Source organism: Mesorhizobium loti (assembly GCA_014189435.1).
GTDB lineage: Bacteria > Pseudomonadota > Alphaproteobacteria > Rhizobiales > Rhizobiaceae > Mesorhizobium > Mesorhizobium loti_G.
This window is the reverse complement of the sequence record CP050293.1, coordinates 2,531,010-2,549,486: the sequence shown is the minus strand read 5'-3', so window position 1 is coordinate 2,549,486 and position 18,477 is coordinate 2,531,010. Positions and strand designations below refer to the sequence as shown.

At 60.0% G+C, this 18,477-nt stretch carries 22 protein-coding genes, 4 pseudogenes and 1 riboswitch; of the genes and pseudogenes, 14 read left to right on the top strand and 12 right to left on the bottom strand.

The window, feature by feature from the left end:
• Positions 1–25 precede the first annotated feature (25 nt).
• From HB777_12280 to HB777_12265, 4 genes and pseudogenes are all read left to right on the top strand, one after another.
• Positions 26–331: a helix-turn-helix transcriptional regulator gene (locus tag HB777_12280; GenBank protein ID QND68751.1), complete on the top strand. Its 306-nt coding sequence runs from the start codon at positions 26–28 to the stop codon at positions 329–331.
• Positions 328–738 (top strand): YeeE/YedE family protein, encoded by a 411-nt coding sequence (locus HB777_12275; protein ID QND64605.1) that lies wholly within the window; start codon positions 328–330, stop codon positions 736–738. The genes HB777_12280 and HB777_12275 overlap by 4 nt, the downstream gene beginning before the upstream one ends.
• On the top strand, positions 735–1,169 hold the full coding sequence (locus HB777_12270; protein QND64604.1) for a YeeE/YedE family protein: 435 nt from the start codon (positions 735–737) through the stop codon (positions 1,167–1,169). Before HB777_12275 ends, HB777_12270 begins: the two co-directional genes overlap by 4 nt.
• Positions 1,166–1,930: pseudogene (locus HB777_12265) on the top strand (sulfite exporter TauE/SafE family protein). Before HB777_12270 ends, HB777_12265 begins: the two are co-directional and overlap by 4 nt.
• Positions 1,931–1,960: 30 nt before the next feature.
• Here HB777_12265 and HB777_12260 read toward each other — a convergent pair.
• Positions 1,961–2,092, bottom strand: a pseudogene (locus HB777_12260) (co-chaperone GroES).
• 251 nt (positions 2,093–2,343) lie between these two features.
• On the opposite strand from HB777_12260, the pseudogene HB777_12255 reads away from it, so the two are divergent.
• From HB777_12255 to HB777_12220, 8 genes and pseudogenes are all read left to right on the top strand, one after another.
• Positions 2,344–2,751: pseudogene (locus HB777_12255) on the top strand (3-oxoacyl-ACP synthase).
• Between the two features lie 58 nt (positions 2,752–2,809).
• The gene (locus HB777_12250; protein ID QND64603.1) at positions 2,810–3,262 is read left to right on the top strand and encodes an aspartate 1-decarboxylase; all 453 of its coding nucleotides are present in this window, start codon (positions 2,810–2,812) and stop codon (positions 3,260–3,262) included.
• A 107-nt stretch (positions 3,263–3,369) separates the two neighbouring features.
• Positions 3,370–3,486: riboswitch (TPP riboswitch) on the top strand.
• Between the two features lie 104 nt (positions 3,487–3,590).
• Positions 3,591–5,426: a phosphomethylpyrimidine synthase ThiC gene (gene thiC / locus HB777_12245; protein QND64602.1), complete on the top strand. Its 1,836-nt coding sequence runs from the start codon at positions 3,591–3,593 to the stop codon at positions 5,424–5,426.
• Positions 5,423–6,424 (top strand): glycine oxidase ThiO, encoded by a 1,002-nt coding sequence (thiO, locus tag HB777_12240; protein ID QND64601.1) that lies wholly within the window; start codon positions 5,423–5,425, stop codon positions 6,422–6,424. The genes thiC and thiO overlap by 4 nt, the downstream gene beginning before the upstream one ends.
• Positions 6,393–6,590 (top strand): sulfur carrier protein ThiS, encoded by a 198-nt coding sequence (gene thiS / locus HB777_12235; GenBank protein ID QND64600.1) that lies wholly within the window; start codon positions 6,393–6,395, stop codon positions 6,588–6,590. The genes thiO and thiS overlap by 32 nt, the downstream gene beginning before the upstream one ends.
• A 3-nt stretch (positions 6,591–6,593) precedes the next feature.
• Positions 6,594–7,367: a thiazole synthase gene (locus tag HB777_12230; GenBank protein QND64599.1), complete on the top strand. Its 774-nt coding sequence runs from the start codon at positions 6,594–6,596 to the stop codon at positions 7,365–7,367.
• The gene (locus HB777_12225; protein QND64598.1) at positions 7,364–7,969 is read left to right on the top strand and encodes a thiamine phosphate synthase; all 606 of its coding nucleotides are present in this window, start codon (positions 7,364–7,366) and stop codon (positions 7,967–7,969) included. Before HB777_12230 ends, HB777_12225 begins: the two co-directional genes overlap by 4 nt.
• Positions 7,960–8,727, top strand: coding sequence for a hydroxymethylpyrimidine/phosphomethylpyrimidine kinase (locus tag HB777_12220; protein QND68750.1), 768 nt, complete (start codon positions 7,960–7,962; stop codon positions 8,725–8,727). The genes HB777_12225 and HB777_12220 overlap by 10 nt, the downstream gene beginning before the upstream one ends.
• Positions 8,728–8,953: 226 nt before the next feature.
• On the opposite strand, the pseudogene HB777_12215 reads toward HB777_12220, so the two are convergent.
• Positions 8,954–9,151, bottom strand: a pseudogene (locus HB777_12215) (very short patch repair endonuclease).
• Between the two features lie 252 nt (positions 9,152–9,403).
• Between HB777_12215 and HB777_12210 the strand changes: the two are divergent.
• Positions 9,404–9,703, top strand: a complete 300-nt coding sequence (locus HB777_12210; protein ID QND64597.1) for a hypothetical protein — start codon at positions 9,404–9,406, stop codon at positions 9,701–9,703.
• A 591-nt stretch (positions 9,704–10,294) separates the two neighbouring features.
• On the opposite strand, the gene HB777_12205 is transcribed toward HB777_12210, so the two are convergent.
• Complete coding sequence (locus tag HB777_12205) at positions 10,295–10,438, bottom strand: hypothetical protein (GenBank protein QND64596.1); 144 nt, start codon at positions 10,436–10,438, stop codon at positions 10,295–10,297.
• Between the two features lie 266 nt (positions 10,439–10,704).
• Between HB777_12205 and HB777_12200 the strand changes: the two genes are divergently transcribed.
• Positions 10,705–10,950 (top strand): hypothetical protein, encoded by a 246-nt coding sequence (locus tag HB777_12200; protein ID QND64595.1) that lies wholly within the window; start codon positions 10,705–10,707, stop codon positions 10,948–10,950.
• A gap of 32 nt (positions 10,951–10,982) precedes the next feature.
• Here HB777_12200 and HB777_12195 read toward each other — a convergent pair whose 3' ends face one another.
• The 9 genes from HB777_12195 to HB777_12155 all read right to left on the bottom strand — a co-directional run bounded on the left by HB777_12195 (position 10,983) and on the right by HB777_12155 (position 17,637).
• Positions 10,983–11,237 (bottom strand): hypothetical protein, encoded by a 255-nt coding sequence (locus tag HB777_12195; GenBank protein QND64594.1) that lies wholly within the window; start codon positions 11,235–11,237, stop codon positions 10,983–10,985.
• Positions 11,238–12,423: 1,186 nt separating this feature from the next.
• The gene (locus tag HB777_12190) at positions 12,424–12,666 is read right to left on the bottom strand and encodes a hypothetical protein (protein ID QND64593.1); all 243 of its coding nucleotides are present in this window, start codon (positions 12,664–12,666) and stop codon (positions 12,424–12,426) included.
• 72 nt (positions 12,667–12,738) lie between these two features.
• Positions 12,739–12,939 (bottom strand): DUF768 domain-containing protein, encoded by a 201-nt coding sequence (locus HB777_12185; protein ID QND64592.1) that lies wholly within the window; start codon positions 12,937–12,939, stop codon positions 12,739–12,741.
• A complete protein-coding gene (locus HB777_12180; protein ID QND64591.1) occupies positions 12,936–13,793 on the bottom strand; it encodes an ATP-dependent DNA ligase in 858 nt (285 codons plus the stop codon). Before HB777_12180 ends, HB777_12185 begins: the two co-directional genes overlap by 4 nt.
• A 354-nt stretch (positions 13,794–14,147) precedes the next feature.
• The gene (locus tag HB777_12175; GenBank protein ID QND64590.1) at positions 14,148–14,519 is read right to left on the bottom strand and encodes a SnoaL-like domain-containing protein; all 372 of its coding nucleotides are present in this window, start codon (positions 14,517–14,519) and stop codon (positions 14,148–14,150) included.
• A 99-nt stretch (positions 14,520–14,618) separates the two neighbouring features.
• Positions 14,619–15,086: a hypothetical protein gene (locus HB777_12170; protein ID QND64589.1), complete on the bottom strand. Its 468-nt coding sequence runs from the start codon at positions 15,084–15,086 to the stop codon at positions 14,619–14,621.
• 545 nt (positions 15,087–15,631) lie between these two features.
• Complete coding sequence (locus tag HB777_12165) at positions 15,632–15,925, bottom strand: hypothetical protein (protein ID QND64588.1); 294 nt, start codon at positions 15,923–15,925, stop codon at positions 15,632–15,634.
• 44 nt (positions 15,926–15,969) lie between these two features.
• Positions 15,970–16,194, bottom strand: a complete 225-nt coding sequence (locus HB777_12160) for a hypothetical protein (protein ID QND64587.1) — start codon at positions 16,192–16,194, stop codon at positions 15,970–15,972.
• Positions 16,195–16,578: 384 nt separating this feature from the next.
• Positions 16,579–17,637, bottom strand: coding sequence for a YihY/virulence factor BrkB family protein (locus tag HB777_12155; GenBank protein QND64586.1), 1,059 nt, complete (start codon positions 17,635–17,637; stop codon positions 16,579–16,581).
• Positions 17,638–18,477: the final 840 nt, after the last annotated feature.

The following is an 18,477-nucleotide window of genomic DNA, read 5'->3' as shown; positions in this document are numbered from 1 at the left end:
CGGGATCCAGCTTGATGCAGTGAACATGTCGCCTGCCGCCATGGAATCCCGCGCCGGCGAAGTAGCGGCTTTGTTGAAGACACTGGCACATCCAATGCGGCTGATGCTCGTCTGCACCCTTGTCGAAGGGGAGCATTCGGTCAGCCAATTGGAAGAAATGCTCGACATCCATCAACCGAACCTTTCCCAGCAGCTGACGGTGTTGCGCGACGCCAAAATTGTGGAAACGCGGCGTGACGGGAAACAGATATTCTACCGGTTGACCGCCGAGAAGGCTGCTCAATTGGTTTCAGCGCTTTACACGATCTTCTGTTCGGAAGGTCGGTCATGACCTCTTATCTCGTTTCCCTTCTGGGTGGGGCTCTGATCGGCCTTTCATCGGTGATGCTCCTGATCCTGAACGGCAGAATCGCCGGCGTAAGCGGAATCCTCGGCAGGCTGGTCCAAGGCATCAATACTCGGACAAACTCTGCCTTCGTCGTCGGATTGCTGCTTGGCCCGGTCGTGTACTTCGCAGCTTTTCATCATTGGCCGACAGTGACCATGACGGCGTCGCTGCCGTTGATCATGGTTGCGGGATTGCTGGTCGGCTTCGGATCCCGGATGGGTTCGGGTTGCACCAGCGGTCATGGCGTCATGGGACTGGCACGGCTATCGCCGCGTTCAATCGTCGCCGTTTTGACGTTCCTTGTGAGCGGCATCCTGGCTGTCGCGCTTCTCCACGGAGCAGTCTTGTGAAACACGAACAACTACAGGTTCTGGCCGCTTTGGTCGTGGGCACCATCTTTGGCCTGGGTCTGGCACTGTCGGGGATGCTTGATCCTGTCCGGGTTCAGGGCTTTCTCGACGTTTTTGGCACGTGGGATCCGAGTCTGGCATTCGTGCTGGGCGGCGCCGTGGCCGTTGCAATGGGAGGCATGGCCTGGATCCGGCGAATGTCGCGACCGCTGCTGGCGGATCGCTTCCATTTGCCAATGAACTCGCGGATTGACGCCCCTCTGGTCATCGGCTCGGCGATCTTCGGCCTTGGATGGGGCCTGGGTGGGTTTTGCCCTGGCCCGGCGATGGCTTCGTTGTCGCTTGGGCTGACGCCAACGCTGGTCTTCGTAGCCTTTATGCTGGCGGGGATGGTCGCCCATGACCGCTTCCTTGCCGGGAGAACATCATGACCGATACCTTGTTTGCCGCCGTCGGCTCTGGCGGTCTCGTCGGTTTCACTCTTGGTCTGGTCGGCGGCGGCGGATCGATCCTTGCCACGCCGCTCCTGCTCTATGTTGTCGGCGTCGCCCAGCCGCACCTCGCCATCGGCACAGGCGCGCTTGCAGTGGCCGCCAACGCATTTGCGAACCTCGCAGGCCACGCCCTGAAGGGCCACGTCTGGTGGCGTTGTGCGCTTGTCTTCGCGGCATTGGGCTCCGTGGGTGCCCTGGCGGGATCGACTTTGGGAAAATCGATCGACGGCACGCATCTGCTTTTCTTCTTCGGGCTGCTCACGATGGTGGTTGGCGGATTGATGGTCCGTCCGCGGCGCAGCACCTCGTCGGCAATCCGGCCTGTCGATGCCAAAATGTGTGCCATGACAGCCGCGGTCGCCATTGTCGCCGGCGCCACCTCCGGCTTCTTCGGCATGGGCGGCGGCTTCCTCATCGTCCCCGGACTGATCCTGGCCACCGGAATGCCGACGATCAATGCCATCGGCACGTCCCTGCTCGCTGTCGCGGCCTTCGGCCTCGCGACCACCTTCAACTACGCCCAGTCAGGAATGGTCGATTGGCAGCTGGCTGCCGAATTCATCATCGGCGGTATTGGCGGCGGCCTGATCGGCATGGTGGCGGAGACACGCCTGGCGTCCTACAGGAATGCGCTCAACCGGATTTTTGCCGCACTGATCTTTGGTGTTGCGGGCTATGTCCTATACAGGAGTATCGGTGAGTTCGCCGGCGGAACTCTCTCTGTTGCAGCCGACGGCGATCACTTCGCCTTCCTGGGGCTTTTCCTTGGCGGTGTCGGGAATGATGATTCCGCCCTTGGATTTGGTATCGCCGTCCGCGCGCCGAATGACGACGCGGTCGTGGAGTGGTCGGAATTTCATTGGGGGTTCTTTCTGCCGCCGCACATAGAGCGACTGCAACACTTAACATAGCCCCTTTGGCACTCGAATGATAGGAGTGCCAAATTTTCCAGGCTTGCCTGGCGACGCGTCGGCGCGTTCATTCACCTGCCGGCAATCGCCCTGCAGAGTTCGACGCAACAGATGGTGCAGCTCAGCCCAGCAGACCTTGCCGCCGCTTTCGAAAAGGACCTTGGATAATCATGACCGCACCATCCCTCATGCAACGCAGCCAGATCCCGGCGGGCGGAAGCAACATCCCGTTCCAAAGTGGCCTGGATCTCGGGCAAACCCGAATGACGATGACCGACGGACGCGAAGTGTTCGCCAAGGCTGTCGAGATGATGACCGATTGCTCGACAAGCGCACTCGCCGCTGCCGGAGTGCGACCAGAGGATGTCGGCCGGTTCGTGCCGCATCAGGCCAATGCCCGCATTTTCGATGCGGTCGGGAGAAACCTCGGCATAGCGGATCAAGCAATCGTCAAGACGATCGCCGACTACGGCAACTCTTCCGCAGCGACGATCCCGCTCTCCCTGTCGCTTGCCAATCAATCGGAGCCGTTTCGGCAGGGCGAGAAAATCCTGCTGGCGGCGGCAGGTGCGGGTCTCAGCGGCGGTGCGCTCGTCGTCGGAATTTAGCCGGGCAACCAGCTGCGAGCAGGACTGGTCATGCAATGATGGATAGGGCAACAGACCAATGCGAAAAATGGTCGCCGGCAAGCTGCACGGCATCCACGTCACCGAAGCGAACCTCAACTACCATGGTTCGATAACGCTCGACCCTGACCACTGCGAGGCAGCCGGCATGCTGCCGATGGAATTCGTGGAGATATGGAACAAGAATTCCGGGGCGCGGATTTCGACCTATGTCATTCTCGGCGAGCGTGGCTCGCGATGCTGCATCCTCAACGGAGCGGCCGCTCGCACCTGCCAGCCCGGCGACCAGATCATCGTCTGCAACTCCATCTATCTGGACGAAGCGCAAATCACTTCCCTGAAGCCGCGGATCGTCACGTTCGACAAGGAGAACCACATACGCGACCGCTTGAGCTACTCGGTCGATCTTGACGCGCACGGCCGATACAGCTTCTCCATCCTTGACGAGGCGAATGCGTGTTTGGCCATTCCTGCCCTGGTCTCCGGGGCGTGACTTGTTCCCGACGTATGCGCGAGCTTTTCTGCCCGGTCTGATTGGCCGTCGACCACCCCCGTGGCTCGAATGCGCTTGACAAAATAGCGCCGGCCAATTGTATTCGACGCATTCACCAGGGGAGTCCCGGCAAGGGGCTGAGATACTGCTGGCTTTCGCGGCGCAGTGACCCGTTGAACCTGATCCAGTTCATACTGGCGTAGGGACGGTGCAAGCGCTTTGCGGGAGTTCACGCCCGAAGTCCTGTTTCGAACAGGCCGGCCAAAGCGTCTTTTCATCCTTCCGGCACAGAACTGGGTCTCCAATGCATGAGCAAAGGAGCCTCAAGATGAATGCCCTCACCCCCGCCGTCTCAACGGGACCGCTGCCCGCCTCACGAAAAATCCACAAGCCCGGTGCCATCCACCCGCAGATCAGGGTGCCGATGCGCGAAATCTCCGTGCATCCGACGGCAGGCGAACCGCCCGTCACCGTCTACGATCCGTCTGGGCCCTATACAGACCCGACTGTCGAAACCAGCATCGAAAAGGGCCTTGCCCGGTTTCGCCACCAATGGATTACCGCCCGCGGCGATGTCGAAGCCTATGTCGGCCGCCATGTCCGGCCGGAAGACAATGGATTCGCGGCGGGCGAGCGCCTGACGCCGGAATTTCCCGTTCGCAACCAGCCGCTCAGGGCCAGGTCAGGCAATGCGGTGACTCAGCTTGCCTACGCGCGCGCCGGCATCATCACACCCGAAATGGAGTTCGTCGCTATCCGCGAGAACCTCGGTCGCGAGATGCTGCGCGGCAAACTGCAACGCGACGGCGAAGCCTTCGGCGCATCGATACCGGATTTTGTCACACCCGAATTCGTCCGCGACGAAGTGGCGCGCGGCCGCGCGATCATCCCAGCCAACATCAATCACCCAGAGAGCGAGCCGATGATCATCGGGCGCAATTTCCTCGTCAAGATCAACGCCAACATCGGTAACTCCGCCGTCACCTCCTCGATGGCCGAAGAGGTCGAAAAGATGGTCTGGGCGATCCGCTGGGGCGCCGATACGGTGATGGACCTGTCGACCGGCCGCAACATCCACAACATCCGCGACTGGATTGTGCGCAATGCACCGGTACCGATCGGCACGGTGCCGCTCTACCAGGCGCTCGAGAAGGTCGGCGGCATCGCCGAGGATCTGACCTGGGAGGTCTACCGCGACACGCTGATCGAACAGGCCGAACAAGGCGTCGACTATTTCACCATCCATGCCGGCGTGCGGCTGCACTACATCCCGCTGACCGTCAACCGGGTCACGGGTATCGTCTCGCGCGGCGGGTCGATCATGGCCAAATGGTGCCTGCATCATCACCGGGAAAGCTTTCTCTATGAGCATTTCGCGGAGATCTGCGACATCTGCCGCGCCTATGACGTGTCCTTTTCGCTCGGCGATGGCCTTCGTCCCGGCTCGATCGCCGACGCCAACGACGCGGCGCAATTCGCCGAGCTGGAAACGCTCGGCGAACTGACGAAGATCGCCTGGGCCAAGGATTGCCAGGTGATGATCGAGGGGCCCGGCCACGTGCCGATGCACAAGATCAAGGAGAACATGGACAAGCAGCTTGCCGTCTGTGGCGAGGCGCCCTTCTATACGCTTGGACCGCTGACGACCGACATCGCGCCGGGCTATGACCACATTACCTCAGGCATCGGCGCGGCAATGATCGGTTGGTTCGGCACCGCCATGCTCTGCTACGTCACGCCAAAGGAGCATCTCGGCCTTCCCGATCGCAACGATGTCAAGATTGGCGTGATCACCTACAAGATCGCTGCCCATGCCGCCGACCTTGCGAAGGGCCATCCGGCAGCGAAAGTCAGGGATGATGCCCTTTCCCGCGCGCGCTTCGAGTTCCGCTGGGAGGACCAGTTTAACCTGTCGCTCGATCCTGAAACGGCGCGGTCGTTCCACGACCAGACCTTGCCCAAGGAGGCGCACAAGGTGGCGCATTTCTGCTCCATGTGCGGACCGAAATTCTGTTCCATGCGTATCTCTCACGACATCCGCGCCGAGGCACAGAAAGAGGGCATGGCGGCAATGGCGGCGAAATACCGCGAGGGCGGCGATCTCTACATGCCAGCTGACGAGACCGGCGTACCGCTCATGCCAGAGGCGCCGGAACGGTCATGAGGGTGCTGGTCAAAGGGGCCGGCGTCGCCGGCCTCACCGCGGCCTTCGAACTCGCCGCCCGCGGCGCGACGGTCACAGTCGCCGAGATCCGGCACGGCCTTGGCGGCAATGCGTCGTGGTTCGCCGGCGGCATGCTGGCGCCGTGGTGCGAGCGCGAAAGCGCCGAGCAGCCGGTGCTGGATCTCGGACGCGACGCCGCCGACTGGTGGGATGCGGTACTGCCGGGTCAGGTGACGCGGGCCGGAACGCTGGTCGTTGCGACACAGCGCGATGCTGGCGAGCTTGATCGCTTTGCAAGCCGCACGTCGGGGCATCGGCGTGTCGATGAAGACGAAATTCCGATCCTGGAGACCGACCTCGCGGGTCGCTTCCGGCGCGGATTGCTGTTCCCCGATGAGGCTCATCTCGACCCGCGCCAGGCGATCGCAGCACTTCATGACAAGCTCGCTGCCATGGGTGTCGAATTCCACTTCGGCAGCGTCGCCCGGCATGTTACCGGTTTCGATCGTCAGATCGACTGCACGGGAATGGCCGCCGTCGATGACAGGCTGCGCGGCGTTCGCGGCGAGATGCTGATCCTGCGCACGCTTGATATCGCGCTGTCACGCCCGGTCAGGCTGCTGCATCCGCGCTTTCCGCTCTACATGGTGCCGCGCACCGGCCACCGTTTCATGGTCGGCGCGACGATGATCGAGAGCCAGTCCGCCGGACCGGTCACGGCGCGTTCCATGATGGAGCTTCTGAGCGCCGCCTATGCCGTCCATCCCGCGTTCGGCGAGGCCGAGATCGTTGAAACCGGTGTGGGGGTTCGTCCAGCGTTTCCCGACAATCTGCCGCGCGTCGAGGCACATGGAAGCACCGTCGCGATCAACGGGCTCTATCGCCATGGCTTTCTTCTTGCGCCCGCCATGGCGCGTAAGGCTGCCGACCTGGTTTTCAATCAAGACAGAACCAAGGAGCTTGCTCATGAGACTGACCGTCAACGGCGAAGCGCATGAGATTGCCGCCACCACGCTGGCGGACCTGCTTGCAGTGCTCGACTACGAGGGCGATTGGCTAGCAACGGCCGTCAACAGCGACCTCGTGCACAAAGCCAACCGGGCGGAATTCCAGTTGAGCGAAGGCGACCGGATCGAAATCCTCTCGCCCATGCAAGGAGGCTAGATCATGTTCGATCTTCTAGGAACAAACCTTTCTTCCCGCCTGCTTCTTGGCACGGCTCAATATCCTTCTCCGGCAATCCTTGCCGATGCCGTCAAGGCTTCGGGCGCCTCGGTGGTGACCGTCTCGTTGCGCCGTGAGATGGCAGGCGGCAGGGCCGGCGAAAAATTCTGGTCGTTGATCCGCTCGCTGGGCGTCAGAATCCTGCCCAACACTGCCGGCTGCCACTCCGTCAAGGAAGCGGTCACGACTGCGAAAATGGCGCGCGAAGTCTTCGGTACGACCTGGATCAAACTCGAAGTGATCGGCAACCACGACACGCTGCAGCCGGACGTGTTCGGCCTGGTCGAAGCCGCCCGCATCTTGTGTGAAGACGGTTTTGCGGTATTTCCCTATACCACCGATGACCTTGTTGTCGCCGAGCGGCTGCTGGAGGCGGGCTGCAAGGTCCTGATGCCGTGGTGCGCACCGATCGGTTCCGCCCTCGGGCCGATCAACATTATGTCGCTGCGCTCGATGCGCGGACATTTCCCTGGCGTCCCGCTGATTGTGGATGCGGGGCTCGGGCGACCGTCGCACGCGGCAACCGTCATGGAACTCGGCTTTGACGCCGTGCTCCTGAACACTGCGGTCGCCAGGGCGGCTGATCCGGTCGGCATGGCGCATGCGTTCGGCAAGGCGGTCGAAGCCGGTCGTGAGGCTTTTTGCTCGGGAATGCTCGAACCGCGCGACGTCGCCGTGCCATCGACCCCGACGATCGGCAGGGCGGTTTTCTCATGAAGCTCGATCCCTTCTACCTGATCGTCGACAGCGCTGCCTGGATCGAGCGGCTGGTGCCGGTCGACGTGAAGCTAGTTCAGCTTCGCATCAAGACCATGGGTGAGGCCGGGTTGCGCGCGGAGATCCGCAAGGCGAAGGCTTTGTGCACCCAGCACCGCTGCCAGCTCATCGTCAACGACCACTGGCGCCTGGCAGTCGAGGAAGGCTGCGACTTCGTACATCTCGGCCAGGAGGATCTGCAAACTGCCGACCTCTCGCGGATACGGGCAGCCGGCGTGAGGCTCGGATTGAGCACGCATGATCATGTCGAACTGGAAACAGCGATGGCCGCCGAGCCCGACTACATCGCGCTTGGTCCGATCTACCCGACCATCCTGAAGAAGATGAAATGGGCGCCGCAAGGGCTCGAACGGATCGCCGAATGGCGGACACGCGTAGCTCCGATTCCATTGGTCGCCATTGGCGGCCTCAACCCAGAACGGCTCGATGGCGTCTTTGCCGCTGGCGCGGACAGCGCGGCAGTGGTGACCGACATCACCCTGAACGACGACCCCGAAGCGCGCACGCGAGAATGGATCGAAAAGACAGACCAATGGCGCTGAGGCGGGAACCGCACGTGCTTGTGGTCGGTGGATCGGACTCCAGCGGGGGTGCCGGAATTGCACGCGATATCGAGACGATCTCTTCAATTGGCGTGCGTACCTGCCTTGCTGTCACCGCGCTGACGGTGCAGACGCACGAAGCCGTGATGGAAATCCATCCTTTGCAACCCAGTCTGGTGGCCGATCAAATGCGCGCGGCGCTGCAAGCCAACAAGGTGGCGGCCGTCAAGATCGGCATGCTCGCAACGGCTGAGATCATCGTTGCCGTTGCCGCCGTGCTGCGCGAAAATGCGCAGGTGCCGGCAGTACTCGACCCGGTACTGGCCTCCACGTCAGGCCGGCCGCTGCTGGAAGCAGGCGCCATCGCCGCGATGAAACGTGATCTGATGCCGCTTTGCCGTGTCGTCACACCCAATCTCATCGAGCTGGCGCTCCTTGTTGGCTCAGAACTGGCGGCCGATGAGGACGGCGCGGTCAGGCAGGGCAAGGAATTGCTAGCCGGTGCAGCGCAGGCCTTGCTGATCAAGGGCGGCCACGCTGCGGGACCTCGATCGGCCGACATTCTTTTGGGCTCCGATCAAGAACCAATCCGCTTCGACACACCGCGCCTTGCCGTTTCGATGCGCGGGACGGGATGCATGCTGGCCAGCGCGATTGCGGCGCATCTGGCGAAAGCGAGCTCATTCGAAGACAGCGTGCACAAAGGCAAGCTGTTTGTGTTCGAGAAGCTTCAAAAGATCTCGACCGAATGGCCGTAGCTTTTCTGCATCCAGGCCCAGCCGCAGTCCGTGTTGTCGTTGGGAAAGGTCCGACGACATCGCCGCGCCCGCTCGCGTCTTCGATCATGCGCTCGCGCGGGACGCTGTCGGATGGACGCGAACGATGATGAGCCGTCATGGGGAGGTTCCTGGGGCGGGTTAGTTCTCCGGCGCAGATCGGACGTTCCGCGGTAGAGAACAATCGTAGCCAGGCGGTCTTGGCCTGCGAGCCATGGACAGGACAGCCATGCCAGAAACATCCGTCGAGAAAGATGGCGATCCTTCTCTTGGGAAATGCGACGTCGCACGTTCTGCGCGGCATCCCAGGAAGCGAAAAGTGAACTCGATGTCTCAAACCGCCTGCGAAGAGGAGTGAGCGAACCGATCGTTCGAAGGCGTTGTCTCGGCTCGGTGTCCGGCTCATCCTGCGACTCGCTGGGCTCGACATTCGATCTCCTCGGTGGTGCTAAGCGCCGCCCAATACGCACCCGACAAGATTCGAACCTGTGACCTCGGCCTTCGGAGGGCAAGCCCTGCCTCCCCAAATTTGTAGTTGGAATGGGCTCTCTACTGCGCGAATGGCGGATCACGTGTTCGTGTTCGGAGTAACGTTCCGGCTTGCATTTGCGAACCCCGAAGGGGGTAACCATGCCCCTACCAAATGGGAGTAAAGTAAATGCAATCGATCAAACTCGTTGCCATTATCGGCCTCCTCGGTCTTTCCGCCTCGCAAGCTCTTGCCGAAGACACGATGGGCAAAATGTCATTGATGAAGGGCGGAGAAGTGACGGCAATCATGCCCGATGGGCACATGGGAACGATGATGCCGGATGCAAAGATGAGCGCCGAAATGATGAAGATGGCCAAGCCAATCAAGCACTGCATGATGATGATGACCGACGCCAAGGGCAAAGCCTACATGATCGACACTTCGACAAAGAAGGCTCAGGCCGAATGTGAAAAAATGGCGATGTAAAAAGCTGCGCCATAACAGCCAAGCCCCGCCGGCACGCTCGTCGGCGGGATTTTTATTTCTTCACCTTCGGCCTGATCGTCTCGACCCGAACCTTGTCGCCGATCTCTCTCGCCCAGGCCAGCGCCTTGGCCTTATCCTCGGTGGTCAACACCCTGCGGCCAGTGCGGCGCCTCGAACACGCTGACAACGTAGGTTGGGGTCTCTGGCTTGTCGGTCATGGGTCTTATCCCCTGCTCGCCTCCCAAATTACCACGAGCATATTTATAAGGAATTGCTAATATTGCCACCAGCCGGCAGTGACAGAATGCCGGTCAGGCCCGGCAGCCAGTAGGTCACCCCCGAGAGACTGTCGGGCCGCTATCACCTTCACCTTCGATCGAAAGTCGGCTTCCCTCCCAATGCTGCGCGAACCCCGATAACACGATCTTGCGCAAGAGCCTTTGCTGCCTCGACCAGCGCGCGGCGGCAGAGTTTGCCGTTGCGTTTCGTTGTGCCTTATTGCTGGCGAGCGCTCAAGCTCAAGCTTCTACTGGCTGAATACTTTCACGGCATCTAGCGCTTCATCCCCGAGAATTGCGGCGGAAGGCAAAGCTAGCGAAACGTCCTGTCCTTTCGCAGCGAAAGAACCGCCAGCATCGCCGGAACCATGCCGCCGCCTGCCATGCGTGGCACTCGCATCGAATGATTGAAGCTGTCGACCACGCCGCCGATCTTGAAGCCGAACTCTCTCGGCAACGATATATTCATAAATGCTGATGTATGTTGACGTGTCGCAGGCCAGTTTTGAGTAGTGCGACACTCTCCTACAACGAAAAGCCCGGAGCTCCCCCGCGCCGGGCTTTTTTCTAATCTTGAGCCCAGAGCTTATTTGAAAGAGGAGATCCCTTGCGCCCAACAGGACTTATGACGCGCAAAAACGGGACCAAGGTCCGTCTAGCTGGCCCGCCAAGTGTTTGCATATTCTTGCTAACTGGGCCCGACAGCCGATCGCCGGAGAGCCAATGCAGAAGTCAGCCGAATTGCTATCAGCGCTGGGCGACCTCATAGACGAGACCAAGGCGCACATTCGCAGAATGGACGACCTGACGCTTAAAGCTCTAGCTGCAAACCTTCCATCCAAAGCGCCTCCCGGAACAGCCGAAATGTTGATGCTCCTACTCGTCTACCGCGAGATGGAAAGCCGCTCGCGGCGGAGCCAGGACACCAATGTTCTGCCGTTCCCATCTGCACAAGCCGAACTACACTAGCGACGTATGTGGCGGCAGGCTTGCCGAACAATTTATCGGCCGCCTCGTGATGAAACACCGCCATCTCGACGAACACGGCTGACCGGTTCCGGTTTTGCGGCGGGGCTTTTCGTCGAGCGCCTATAGAAAAGCCCTAGTGCCAGCAGGAAATATCCAACTTGCAGAATAATCAGCGTGACGACGATCCAAGCGAGCGCCTTCCAGACGGAACCGGTTTCTATGCCGGCACAGATCGCCACGATGAATGACGTCGCGAACATACCCACCAAAAATTGCGGAAAATACATTGCTGCCCGCACCCGCTAAAGAGCCCGCCGCTCCATTTGCGAAGCGGCGGGGTCCCCCATTTAACCCCCGATTGCCGGGGGGGAGATTTCCCTCGGCATTGCTGACAATGCAATAGCGGTGCCAGCCACAGTGACCCATTACGGGACTCCTAAGCCAGTGACGCAAGGGCGGATTGCCGATTAACATTACCTGTGGCTAATATGCCACCTGGTGGCCGGGAGGGGATGAGCGAGACCGGCCAGCGCGCGTTTCCGCCGACCGCTCTCCTACAGCGCCGAAGCGCCTCGCGCGTCCCAGCGGGCGCGCCCGCGCGATCTACGTTGTTGCCGCCAGGGGCGCTGCGGTACGCAAAACACAGCCGCAGCATATTGAGAACTTAAAGTGGTATGGTGAACGACAAGTTAAATCGGCGCATGGATCAGCCGGCCACGATTCTTGCTCCAACAAATAGGTATCGGCTGTTGAACCAACAGGCGTGTTCGGCGTTTAGCCACTATGGACGATCGGCAACCTAGATTTAGCTGCGTCCCTGAGCCGTCTGGTACCTGGACGGTATGGGACGACGTTGCTGGTGCGCCTGCGTCCTTGGGGGGAAGAATACTCGTCGGCTGCGTACGGGAGCGGGCCGACACTGGCCGCGACGTGCTAGCGCGGATTTACGAAAATGGGCTCGACGCTCGATCGGCTGGCCGAGTCGTGAAGCCGTAGGCGTTCGGCCTGGTGTCCGCAATGGCAACCGGAAAAATAAACGTCTCGGAAAAACAACTCCCGAGAGCCTGGTATCAGAAACTCAAGCGCGCCGGGACTTTCTCCAAGAAGGCGGGGCGTTTCGCTGCGGTGACACCGCCGGCCATAACACTTTTGCTCGGCACAAGCTTGAACTCGAAAGCTATCGCCAAGTCGAGCGGTTCACGTCCGGGCAATGCGTGGGGGACAAGAACCACATGCGCCAGTACGGCTTATCGAAGACGCTGACGATGTAGGTTGTGGCGGGGCTTGTCCGTCATCTTTTCCTCTGCGTGCGAAAGCCCGCGCCCCTCTGAGAGAGCGCGGGCCGATCGGTGGTGCATTGTCCGATCTTCGGAAGATGACGGGGTGTGTGACCATCACCTTGCCGCAAGCACCAAACTTTTAGGGACAGCTAATGTTCCGTCAATCACTACCTTCGATCGAACGTCGGCTCCGCTACCCAGCCATAGGCGGTCGCGCCGGCCCTGTCAGGTTCCACCTGATGAACGACGCATCCCTGCCGGTGATATCCTTGATGGATTTCAGCAGCACCTCGTGCACAGCCTGGAGCGACCGATAATGATCACAGGTTGGCGATAGGAGCGGTTGCACTATGCTTTTATGAAGCCGTTCCGCCTCGACCATGAAGCGGTCGATTTCCGACTGTGAAAGCTGTTTTGCTGGTTTAGTCCTGGCCATTGGCGATCTCCGTTGAAGGGGGTTCGCCGCAACGGGAGGACTATATTCCTTGCCTGTCGCCTAGCAAGAGACTCAGCGCAAATCCCGCATGATGAATTTGTAGATCGTACCAATTTCCTCATCGATCTCTTGGCCGGAAATGCCTTGGATTTCGGCCGCCCGTTTTGCGTCCACAGCCATATCAATCACCATTAGGACCGGGTCGATGATCGGAGCGTCCGGTAAATGGTCCGATATCCAATGGTAGAGGAAATCGCTGCCGCGCTTGCTCATTCTTCTCGGAAATCCTGCAGCGAGGCATGACGAAGGTCGTCCTCGCCCCGTAGATGCTTCACGCGACCGATCAGCCCCGGCTTGACCCATTGCGTTGCCGGCCGCTTCATGCCCCTTGGCGCCGTCCCAGGGTGCTCCTGGACGCGTTTCCACAGCCGCTCCCGCATTTCCCGGTTCAAGGTGACAAACGCGCTGCCGACATAGCGCCCGGTGCCGCGCTCGGCCATCAGAGCGAACGCCGGCTTGCCCGCCTCACGCTCGACGCCGAGCAGCTCGTATTCGTCGATCGAGTAGCATTTGGCCTTCAGCCAATTGGTCGACGGTCCGCTCCGGTATTTGCTGTCCCGCCGCTTCGACACCATGCCCTCGAGCCCGGCTTGGTCGACTAGGTGATAGATGGCATCGGCTTTGCCCGGCAGCGCCTGGCTGAACTGGATCCGGATGTCGGCCGGAATCATGTCGGCGAGGATCTCGCGCCGCTCCTCCAGCGCCATGTCGCGCAGATCGTGGCCATTGAGGTGGAGCAGATCGAAGGCAACGAAATAGAGGTCATGCTGCCGGCGCGTGATCGCCTTGCGCAGTTCGCTGAAGTCCGACAGTCCCGCCTCGTTCAGCACAATGATCTCGCCGTCGACGATAGCGCTTTCGGTGCCAAGGCTTTTGGCCTCTGTCACCAAGTCACGGTATTTCGCCGTCCAGTCGTGGCCGTTGCGCGTGAAGATCCTGATGCCGTCTTCATCGATGATGAGTTGCGATCGATACCCATCGAACTTGACCTCGTGAATCCATCCTTCGCCATCGGGAGGCTTCTCCACCAAGGTCGGCATCAACGGGGGGAGGAACCTCAAACGCATGCAATGACTCGCGAAACCGCGATTCAATTAGCGTGCGCTTAATTAGTTCCGCAACATTTTAACGGATCGTTGACCGCGCTGTCCCAGAATAGGACGGCGCGGTCAAACCCCAACCGGACTGCGCTGGCGGCTCCGGCACTCAAGCGCCCGCCCACTGTCGGAGCCGCTACTCACACTCCCTAATATACCAGTGATGGTTGAATCAACTGTTACCGCACGTGCTTTCCAGTGCGCTTTTCCAACTGTTAGATTTTGATGGAACAGGGACTCACATCAGAGGCGCTGATAGGCGCGCCTGCTTGCGCGTTCTTTTGGCCGGTGGCCAGGGGTGCTCACGGACGCGCAATTTGCGTCCTATTGGACCACGTCGTTACTGTTCAGGCTACACATGCGGATCAACCAGCCTGCTCCAGCATGGCGCTCAAAGACGCTGAGTGAAGTTCCGTTCCCGGTTGGCTCACCTTCCGAATAGGCCGCGAGTGACCAGGCCAGATCCCCGGAGGTGCCAGCCGCTATCACGGCAAGTGTTTTGTCCGGCCCGGCGTGTTGGGTCCAAGCGCCATGCAGCGCCTCTATAGCCGCGCGGCCGCGTGCTGGCGGCGCATACGGAGAATGCAATTCCGCGTCATCCGTGATTATGGACGCGCAACCCGCAGCATCCCCGGCGCGGTATGCGGCGACGTAAATGTCCCATTGTTTCTGAAGCTCGTCGCCGATCGACATCATCTCCTCCGTCGCAACACCCTTACTTTAGCAAGGTCTTGTGGAGCCGACTAGAGAGTGTTCTCGGGCGTCCGCCAGAGCGCGTTTCCCCCGGCCGCCCTCTTACAGCGGTGAAACGCCCCGCCCGTCCTGGCGCCCGCCAGTGGCCAGCGCCATGCACTGCGAAGCCATCCCGCGAGACAGCCCTTCCTGCTTGTCCAGCCACGGCCCGAAATGCCCATGAGGCAGAGCAGCCTTGTTGCGCAGGAGCCAGCGGCCGATGGCCATCTTCTGATCGATCGATAGGTGTCCGCGAGGGATGACGCGCGTCTCGGCCGGCGCCGGGTCAGCCATAGACGCGACGTTGCTTGACGACATCAGCGCCAAGTAGGCCCGGTGCACCTCATGCTGTCTTTCGGCCGGCAGCTTGTTGAACTGGTGCACTGTCATCCCGCACCCGATCGCCAGCACAGCGGTATGGGGCTCCTCGCCGCGAAGGCGCCTCAGCCGCTGGCCTTGCCATTGGTTTGGCAGCCGATAGGTGCCGACGCCGTCGACCTCGATTTCGGTGAATGGGGTTCGGGCTAGCATTCGGCTCGCCCCGCGATTGCAGGCCCTGTGAGAAGCGCCAGCAGCGCGCCAGTTATGATCACAAATGATGATCGCGATGAGCTACTGGCAAGAAAAAAGTCGCTTTGGCTAAAAGATCGGAGATTCGCCAAATTGGCCGAAAATCCGTCAGAAAGTTCGCCACAACCTAAAGCCAGACCGCGCGGCTAGGCGTACACCAAAGTGGCAGGAAGTAAAAAATTGACGATCAAATCAGCAGTAAACAACTTTCATGGGAAAGAGCGATGACGTGTGAATCTTCATGATGGGATGCGCTTCACCGTGGATCCTCCGCTTACTAATCTAAAGCCAAACGATGCGATCCTGATGAGTCTGCCGGCTGGGAAGCAATTCACCTTACAGGTCCTGGAATCCGGAGAGGAATGGGTACCGGCTGTTGGGTCAGCCCGGCATTTTCATATCCACCGCGTGGCTGATCGAGAATGGAATGGCATTGGGCGATGACTTTTCCGTTTCGGCGTGATCTCTCGATCCTCACCGATCTCCCTGAAGCGCGCGGCGATGGTTCAACAGCCCGCAGCTGTCTTTTCCATCTGGCCAGGGGCGGCGCCCTTCCCGTCGACTGTCGCCTGACCAGGCGCGGAGGATTGTGCGGTGCCGGTCTGCTGGCCGGTGGCACAATCTTTTGCCGCATTCGGTTTCGATGTGCCGCCCGTTATAGTGGGGTCAAGCTTCATGCCGCCGGCCGCACCATAATTCGTTCTGATACCGTGTTTATGTTGAACGGGCGTGGCGGCTTGTGACACCGACAGGCCAGCCGACAAAGCGATTACAACTGATGTGAACATAAGCCGTTGCATGATATTTCTCCCGGTTTGAGCGCCGTGCGATTAAGCGGAATTGATCACAACCGCCAAAACCTTTGTCTGGTTCCGTCTCCCGGCTTCTGCCAGTCGACTTTGTCGTGGGCATCGGCCTCGCTGAAAGAATGAAGAATAACCGTGGGATCATTATCGAGGGCGATCGACGCCTCCACGCCTTTTCTGGCTGCGTCGGAAATGACCGATCGCCAGGGTCGGCAGTCGGAAGTGGGGAAGGATTGGCGCGTCGTCAGCGGTTTGTCGGTCATTGCTCCGTCCTCCAGCGATGTAAAAAGACCCGCCGCTCCATTCACGGCAGCGGCGGGCCGCCCCTAGGGATCGCGGGCTTGCGGAGGCGTTGGTGACCCCTGCCGTTAGGGTAACTATTAGAGATGCCTAATGTTCCATTGCCTCGCGCCAGACGGGCCGTTAGCGCCTCCTCACCTTCGGCGTATCTCCTCGACCCGCCCCTCTGTCGCCGATCTCCTTTGCCATCGCGAAGGCCTTGGCTTTGTCCTTCGTGGTCAGCACCGTACGCCAGTGAGGCTTCTCGAACCGCGCTTCCTCATGCCAAAACAGGCTGCCCGACGATATGAGGTTCCGCTGATCTTGACGATGGCTCCCCCGCAGGCGCGGCGATTCAGATTTGGTGGTCACTCAGCGACCTTGCCAAGACTATCGGCAACCACCGCCCCTCGCTGGCCCATCGGCAATGGCGGCCCGGTGGTTGAATCGCGTGATGTCTGATGTTCCATTTCAGCGTTGATCGCGGCCCCGACAATGAGAATGACGACCGAAATCCAGGTCCACATCATTAAGCCGACGACTGCGCCTAACGATCCGTAGGTCACATTGTAATTGGCGAAATGCTGCAGATAGAACGAGAACAGCCACGATGCGACTAACCAGACCAGCGTTGCCATCACGGCGCCCCAGCTCAGCCAGCGCCATTTGGCTTTCGCCCGGCTCGGGCCGAACCGGTAAATCAGCGATATCCCGGTGAGTACGGCCAGCATGAGAATAGGCCACCGTCCTAAGACGAAGAGCACTTCTGCCCATTTGTCGAGATACAAATACGACAAGACGGCGGGAACCACACCGACGGCCAGGAGCAAAACGATGCCGATCATCAAAGCACCAATGGTGAACCCGACCGACATGATGTTAAGTCTGAGAAAGCTGCGTTTTTCAGTCTCCGCATAGGCGATGTTCATGGCGTCGAAAAGCGCTTTGATACCGCTGTTGGCGCTCCACAATGCAATAGACAGGCCGACGAAAAACCCTACGCCAAGGGCGCTGGTGTTCTGTTGTGCCAGCGCTTGCAGTTGCTGACGAATGAGATCGAGTCCGGTCGAAGGAAGCAAGCCGGCGAGATAGGAAACGTGATCGGCTACGGTTATTGGATCGGCTACAAACCCGTATAGAGACATGAAGGCCGCCAAAGCCGGAAACAGAGCAAGTAGCAGGTAGAAAGTGGCACCAGCGGCCACGAGCAGCATGCGATCCTTGTTGAATTCCTCCCACACGCGCCAAGCGATATCCTTCCACCCTAGAGCGGGAATCTGGGATGGCCATTCGGCCTCCCTGCCTCGCTCTTGCCCGGCCTCACCTGCAGTCGTTAAGCGAGCCTTGGAGGAATTTGCCGCGTGGCGTTCCGCCTCGCGGTCAATCAGAGATTTGCTTTCTGCGTACTTGGGTGCTTTTGCTGGCATTTCGAACAGTTCACATCGACCGTTAATCGGGCACTGAGGCTTCGACACTGGACCGCCCTTAGCGCAGACGGCGCGGTGACCAAATGGGAGGCTGCAAGCGTGTCCTGATAAATTCCTCTATGATGTAACGCGTCAAAATCCACCGAAGTTCCAGGAATAAGACGTTGGGTTCGATCCGGAACTTTCCAGCTCGGGCCAAGGAGCGCGGCGAACAACGATATGTAGGATGGAATGTGCAGCCAAGGCGGACGATAACCTAATCTCGTCGAATCATTAGGTGGCGAGGTGCCTGTAGCCTCAGCAAGAAAATCCGCCTCGGTCGCCGCGTTATCCCCGGGCTTACAACTTCTCTGACTGGGGAGGGTGTGCAGTGCGAACGGGCCTTGGAACATTAGGGGTTTTGAACTGTTGAGGTGGTGCTTCGGATGCCGCTTCTTGGCGTAGGAAGCGGTCCATTGGCCGGCCGTGGCATCGGTCCCTAATTGGCGGGGCTTCTTGAGCAGGAAAGAGAGAGACGATGAATCGGATTATTTGGGTTGTTGGCGCGATCGTAATTGTCCTTTTTATCTTGGGCTTCTTAGGACTGCGATAAGCCTATAGGTATACGCGCCCGCGCGGCAGCCCACCAACTGCGTTCACGCTGCACTTGCGAGCCTCCTGCCACCGTCGCCTTTGGGCGGCAAGCAGCTTGTGCTTTAGAAGTCGCTAGCGTCTGCGGATTATCGCATCCCCACCTTGGCCGCACCTGACGTTCTGGCGACGCCAGTGGCGCATCTCAATTATTCAGATGCCAATCCGCTCATACGACGCCTATTTGCATTGGACGCCGCCAGGCACCGC